The sequence below is a fragment of the Gemmatimonas sp. genome (genome assembly GCF_031426495.1).
In the GTDB taxonomy this organism is placed as follows: Bacteria; Gemmatimonadota; Gemmatimonadetes; order Gemmatimonadales; family Gemmatimonadaceae; genus Gemmatimonas.
The window spans coordinates 1-4,614 of record NZ_JANPLK010000046.1; the positions used below are offsets into that span (position 1 = coordinate 1).

Sequence of the window (4,614 nt, forward strand, 5' to 3'; positions counted from 1 at the left end):
CGCACCGCTTCCTGCTTGAATTCGGCACTAAAGATCCGCCGCGTCCGCTTGATCGATTTCGCTGCCTTCGCCATCGTCACACCTCCACTCCGACAATCTACGCGGAGTTAGCTTGGTGTCCGGAAAGCCGAGTCAAGTCCACTTGACGTCGACGAGCCGCTCCGAGCGAATGCCGCGCCTCGGCACTACGCTCAGGCATGACGAGGGTATCGCGCTGATTCGCGAGTATCTCGCGCGGCGCTAGTGTCGTGAGCTTGGGGTTCGCGGCAGAAGCATGGCCAAGGACTTCTGGCATCCGGCAAGGCAAAACCGCAGTAGTGTGCAACGCGCATGCTGCCGCAACTGCTCGCAAAGCGTTGCAGCCAGCGTCCGCAGAGAGCAAGCCTGACACTCGTAGAGCCACTGGCTGCAGCAATGCCAGAGCACGCGAGCGGCTAGGCTGAGTGCGCTTAACACGTTCATCGTGCAAGACACAGGGAACCGAGGCGATGTACCGCGCTCGTGCTCGCTCGCACGGCGATCGTCCTTCAGCTCTGCTATGCAGCGTGGGTTCGGCTCTTCGCGGTAGCGGGCCCGACGAGGTGTCGCTCGCTTGCGCATCATGGCGCAACACTTGCGGCGACGATGTTGTGGTCTCACACGCCGAGTAGTCTTCCTTGAAAAGCGCGGATGTAGCAATGAAGGTTCAGGCATACGTATCGTTCTACGGTCGCTGCGAAGAGGCCCTCGAGTTCTACCGAACAGCGATTGGCGCTGAAGTCACGGCTCTCTTGCGTTGGAAGGATCACCCGGACGAGACAATGACCACGCCGCCCGGGTACGCAGAGAAGATCATGAATGCGGTGTTCCGCATCGGCAACACCGAGCTCATGGCCGATGACGGTATGGGTGAAACGCGCGCTGAGTTCAAGGGGATGACGCTCGCGATCGAAGTGAGTGACGACGCGGAAGCCCAACGTGTCTTCGCGGCCCTCGCTGAGGGCGGCACGGTCATCATGCCACTGATGAAGACATTCTGGACCTCGTCGTTCGGGATGTTGACCGACAAGTTCAGTGTGCCGTGGATGGTGAACGTCGCGATACCCCACGCGTAAACGACCATTGGAGAAGGATCGCCGCGCACGCCAACGGACTCGACGGAAGCGCTCGCATCGTTCCGAGTCCGGAGACCAACACGATGCCAACCTATGTCGACCTGGACGGTGTGCGAACGTGGTACGACGAAAAGGGGACGGGCGATCCCGTCGTGCTGCTTCATCCTGGCGGTGCCGACTCCCGAGCCTTCGGACCGAACCTCGAGGCGTTTGCCGCTCGGTTCCGCACCTTCACGCCAGATCGGCGCGGCCACGGTCATACCGCTGACGTCAGCGGCCCGATCACCTTCGACCTGATGGCCGAGGACACGATCCGCTTCCTCGAACGGGTCGTCGGGGCCACGGCGCGACTGGTTGGCTACAGTGACGGTGCTATCGTGGCACTACTCGTCGCACGACGCCGACCCGATCTCGTCTCGCACCTCGTGCTCGTGGCTGGCGTCTTTCACAACGATGGATGGCTGCCGGGCGTCATCGACACGCACACTGCGCCGCCGACATTCATGGCTGCAAGCTACGGCGAGGTGTCGCCTGACGGCATCGACCATTACCCCGTCGTCGTCAAGAAGCTCGCGCATATGCGTCTGACCGAACCGGCATTGACCACTGATGATCTCGCCGCGATCGGGTGTCGAACGTTGGTGATGTTGGGTGACGACGATGAAGTGCGCTTGGAGCACGCCACCAGCCTCTATCGGGGGCTGACGCAGGCTGAGCTCGCGGTCGTTCCGGGTACGTCACACGGACTGCTCGTTGAAAAGCCGGAGCTTTGCAACAGGATCATCAACGACTTCCTCTCCATCGAGCCGGTGCCGACACTCGCTCCGATCCGTCGCGCGAACATGCACAGGGCGGCGCCTCACACCTAGCGCCGGGCGCTGCCGAATGCTCAGTGCATGCGTTGACACGGTCTGCGCTTCTCACTCAACCACAAAACCAAGCAAGAGCAACTATGTCTCTGTATGGTACCCAGCAACTCGTGGACGGCATGCGCGCCGTTCGACAGAACACGATCTTGATGGCGGGCGATGTTCCGGAGGAGCACCATGCGTTCCGTGCTACCCCCGAGACGCGATCGGTCGCCGACACGCTGGTCCACATTGCGTGGCTCTGGACGGCCGATCATTTGATGCATGAAGAGCTGCGTCTTGATTCCCTCGATGGGTTCGACTTTCCGGCATTGCTCGCGACGTCAGCGGCCGAGGAGCGCGTTGCGCGGTCGAAGGCGGAGATCATCGACATGCTGCGCGGCGAAGGCGAGCGAGCAGCGAGGTGGGTTGAAGGACTTTCCGACGCATTTCTCTCGGAACGGATCAGCTTTCCTGGCGGCGGCTCAGCAAGCCGCTTCGAGATGCTCCTTGGTACGAAGGAGCATGAGCTCCAGCATCGGGCGCAGCTAACGGTTCTGCAGCGTATGGTGGGGATTGTGCCGCGGTCTACGGGGCTGGCGTAACAATCCGCGCCAGCGGTGATAGCAGGCGAAGGATCGCTTCATTCCTCAGGATTTCTGAAAGCCCCAAGCAGCCTAACCGCCGCGGAAGTTATGACTGCGGGCTGGCACAACATCTGCTCTCGCATTCGCACGTCGGACCGCACGCGCTTGCGTCGTGTTCGCGCCCTCCTCATGCCGGTGCTCTGTCCAATGATGCTTACGACGATGTATCTCAGCGTGCTCGACCGCGAAGTCGAGCGAACACGCCGTGCGTTGCTCCAAGTCCCGGACGGCCAAGACGCCTGGAAGCCGCATGACAAGTCGATGGCGCTGGGCCAACTCGTCGGGATGATCGCGTCGATGCCCTCGTGGGTGGCGTTGATGATCACAGCGGATGAATTCGACGTCGCGCCCGTTTCTCCGCAGCACGAACCCCCCGCGGCGCTCGAGAGCATGTGGACGCTGAAAGCGCACGGCGACGTGGTAAGTATCGCCTCACGCGTGGACATGATCAGCGATACGTTCGGGCACCTCGCGCATCATCGAGGACAGTTGACCGTCTATTGGCGACTCTTGGGGGCAACCGTGCCCGCGCTCTATGGACCGTCGGCCGACAACGCGCGTTACACGTAGACCAGATCCGAACGCGAGCGTTCGACGGCACTCACAAATTCGAACGGGAGACTTCAGTGTCGCACAGCGAGATCGAGGTCGCCCCAGTGCGCGACCACAAGCACCGAGCGCTCAACGTGTTCTTGGGCGAATGGCGGGCCGAAGGGCAGTCGTACGGCAGTTCGCATCAGCCCGTCGAAGATCCGAGAAGCGCCGCTGAACTTTGGGTCAGCGCTCACACCGGCCAGTGGCACACCGGGGAGTATTTCCTCATTCAGGACGAACGCGCGGTGATCGGCGGCAAGCCGTTCGACACGCTCAGTGTGATGGGGGTTGATGCCAACACCGGCCATCACTTCGCGCGCACTTTTGAAAACCACGGGTTCTATCGCCACTACGACGTTCTCGTTGACCGACGTGTCTGGACCATCACCGGAGAACGGGAGCGGGCGCAGATAGAGTTCAGCGAAGATGGACGCACCCAGACGATTGCCTGGGAGTGGCGCCCGAAGGACCGATGGCTCCCGCTCTGTGATCGTATTGCTCGACGACAGGACTGACATCCGCTTGAACCGTCGCTGACTGCCGCGGCGTCGTGGCGCTCGGCTGAAAGGTTCGCGCTCCCGTCGACGGCGGGATCTCAAAACGGTTTTGCCGACACACCTCCCAGGAGGTGTGTCCGTGGAACGTGTCGTTCACGACTGCGCTAGGTGAAGCGGCGTTAAAGGTCAGCGCAATCAAGCGCGCGAAGCTGTGAATGCTCAAGCGAAACGCGTGCGTGGTGCTGGGCAACATCGGCACTCACGAGGATCTCGCGGTACTCGAGGCGATGCTGGTGCATGAACACGAGATCGTGCGCGGGCATGCGGCGTCGGCGATGGCGCGGTTGAAGACGGACCGCGCGACGTGGAGTGACACGCGACTGACGCCGGGTCGCCGCATGCGCGCGCCGTAGCCATGTTGCGACCGTTGCAACCTTCGCTGCCTACGGCCCCAGCGCTCCGATCGGAATCACGTGCACACCATCGGGACGCCGATAGCCGTAGCCTGACGCCGTGATGACGCCGAGCGCGGCGGGTGCACCGCACTTCGCCGTATCGACCCGCGTCGCGAAGGTGAGCAGCGAGGCCGCCGCCGCATCCACCTGTCCCTGCCCAAGCTTCACCTCGAAGGCCGCCCACCGGCCATCGGACACTTCGACGATCGCGTCGACCTCGAGTCCGGTGTTGTCACGATAATGCAGCACCGGGGCATCCGACGCTTGCGCATATACGCGCAGGTCGCGCACCACGAGCGATTCGAACAGCAGCCCAAGCGCATTCAGGTCGGCGAGCAATCGCGCTGGCGTCGCTCGCAGCGCAGCGGCCGCCAACGACGGATCGACGCCTAGGTGGACACCCAAAACCGGCCACTCGTGGACACCTGAAAACCGGCCACCACGACCGATGAGCTGAGGCGTTGACGGCGGTAGGCCCC

Annotated in this window: 7 protein-coding genes; 6 read left to right on the forward strand and 1 reads right to left on the reverse strand. The window is 62.5% G+C overall.

What is annotated here, in order from left to right; all coding sequences use genetic code 11:
• Positions 1–677: 677 nt before the first annotated feature.
• The 6 genes from RMP10_RS12275 (at position 678) to RMP10_RS12300 (ending at position 4,093) form a co-directional block, all read left to right on the forward strand.
• Positions 678–1,094 carry a VOC family protein gene (locus RMP10_RS12275; RefSeq protein ID WP_310570531.1) on the forward strand — a complete coding sequence of 139 codons (417 nt, stop codon included), beginning with the start codon at positions 678–680 and terminating at the stop codon, positions 1,092–1,094.
• 83 nt (positions 1,095–1,177) lie between these two features.
• Positions 1,178–1,963, forward strand: a complete 786-nt coding sequence (locus RMP10_RS12280; protein ID WP_310570532.1) for an alpha/beta hydrolase — start codon at positions 1,178–1,180, stop codon at positions 1,961–1,963.
• Positions 1,964–2,046: 83 nt separating this feature from the next.
• Entirely contained in the window at positions 2,047–2,547 is a 501-nt protein-coding gene (locus tag RMP10_RS12285) for a DinB family protein (protein WP_310570533.1), read from the forward strand.
• 90 nt (positions 2,548–2,637) lie between these two features.
• Complete coding sequence (locus RMP10_RS12290) at positions 2,638–3,159, forward strand: DinB family protein (protein ID WP_310570534.1); 522 nt, start codon at positions 2,638–2,640, stop codon at positions 3,157–3,159.
• Between the two features lie 56 nt (positions 3,160–3,215).
• The gene (locus tag RMP10_RS12295) at positions 3,216–3,698 is read left to right on the forward strand and encodes a hypothetical protein (RefSeq protein WP_310570535.1); all 483 of its coding nucleotides are present in this window, start codon (positions 3,216–3,218) and stop codon (positions 3,696–3,698) included.
• A 197-nt stretch (positions 3,699–3,895) separates the two neighbouring features.
• Positions 3,896–4,093 carry a HEAT repeat domain-containing protein gene (locus RMP10_RS12300; RefSeq protein ID WP_310570536.1) on the forward strand — a complete coding sequence of 66 codons (198 nt, stop codon included), beginning with the start codon at positions 3,896–3,898 and terminating at the stop codon, positions 4,091–4,093.
• Positions 4,094–4,123: 30 nt separating this feature from the next.
• Here the strand turns inward: RMP10_RS12300 and RMP10_RS12305 are convergent.
• The coding region (locus RMP10_RS12305) for a DUF4143 domain-containing protein (protein WP_310570537.1) at positions 4,124–4,614 on the reverse strand (491 nt) is incomplete at its 5' end.

What these genes read in the sequence shown, in the direction of transcription:
- RMP10_RS12275 (WP_310570531.1), top strand. Translation starts at nt 678, where the DNA reads ATGAAGGTTCAGGCATACGTATCGTTCTACGGTCGCTGCGAAGAGGCC.
- RMP10_RS12280 (WP_310570532.1), top strand. Translation starts at nt 1,178, where the DNA reads ATGCCAACCTATGTCGACCTGGACGGTGTGCGAACGTGGTACGACGAA.
- RMP10_RS12285 (WP_310570533.1), top strand. Translation starts at nt 2,047, where the DNA reads ATGTCTCTGTATGGTACCCAGCAACTCGTGGACGGCATGCGCGCCGTT.
- RMP10_RS12290 (WP_310570534.1), top strand. Translation starts at nt 2,638, where the DNA reads ATGACTGCGGGCTGGCACAACATCTGCTCTCGCATTCGCACGTCGGAC.
- RMP10_RS12300 (WP_310570536.1), top strand. Translation starts at nt 3,896, where the DNA reads ATGCTCAAGCGAAACGCGTGCGTGGTGCTGGGCAACATCGGCACTCAC.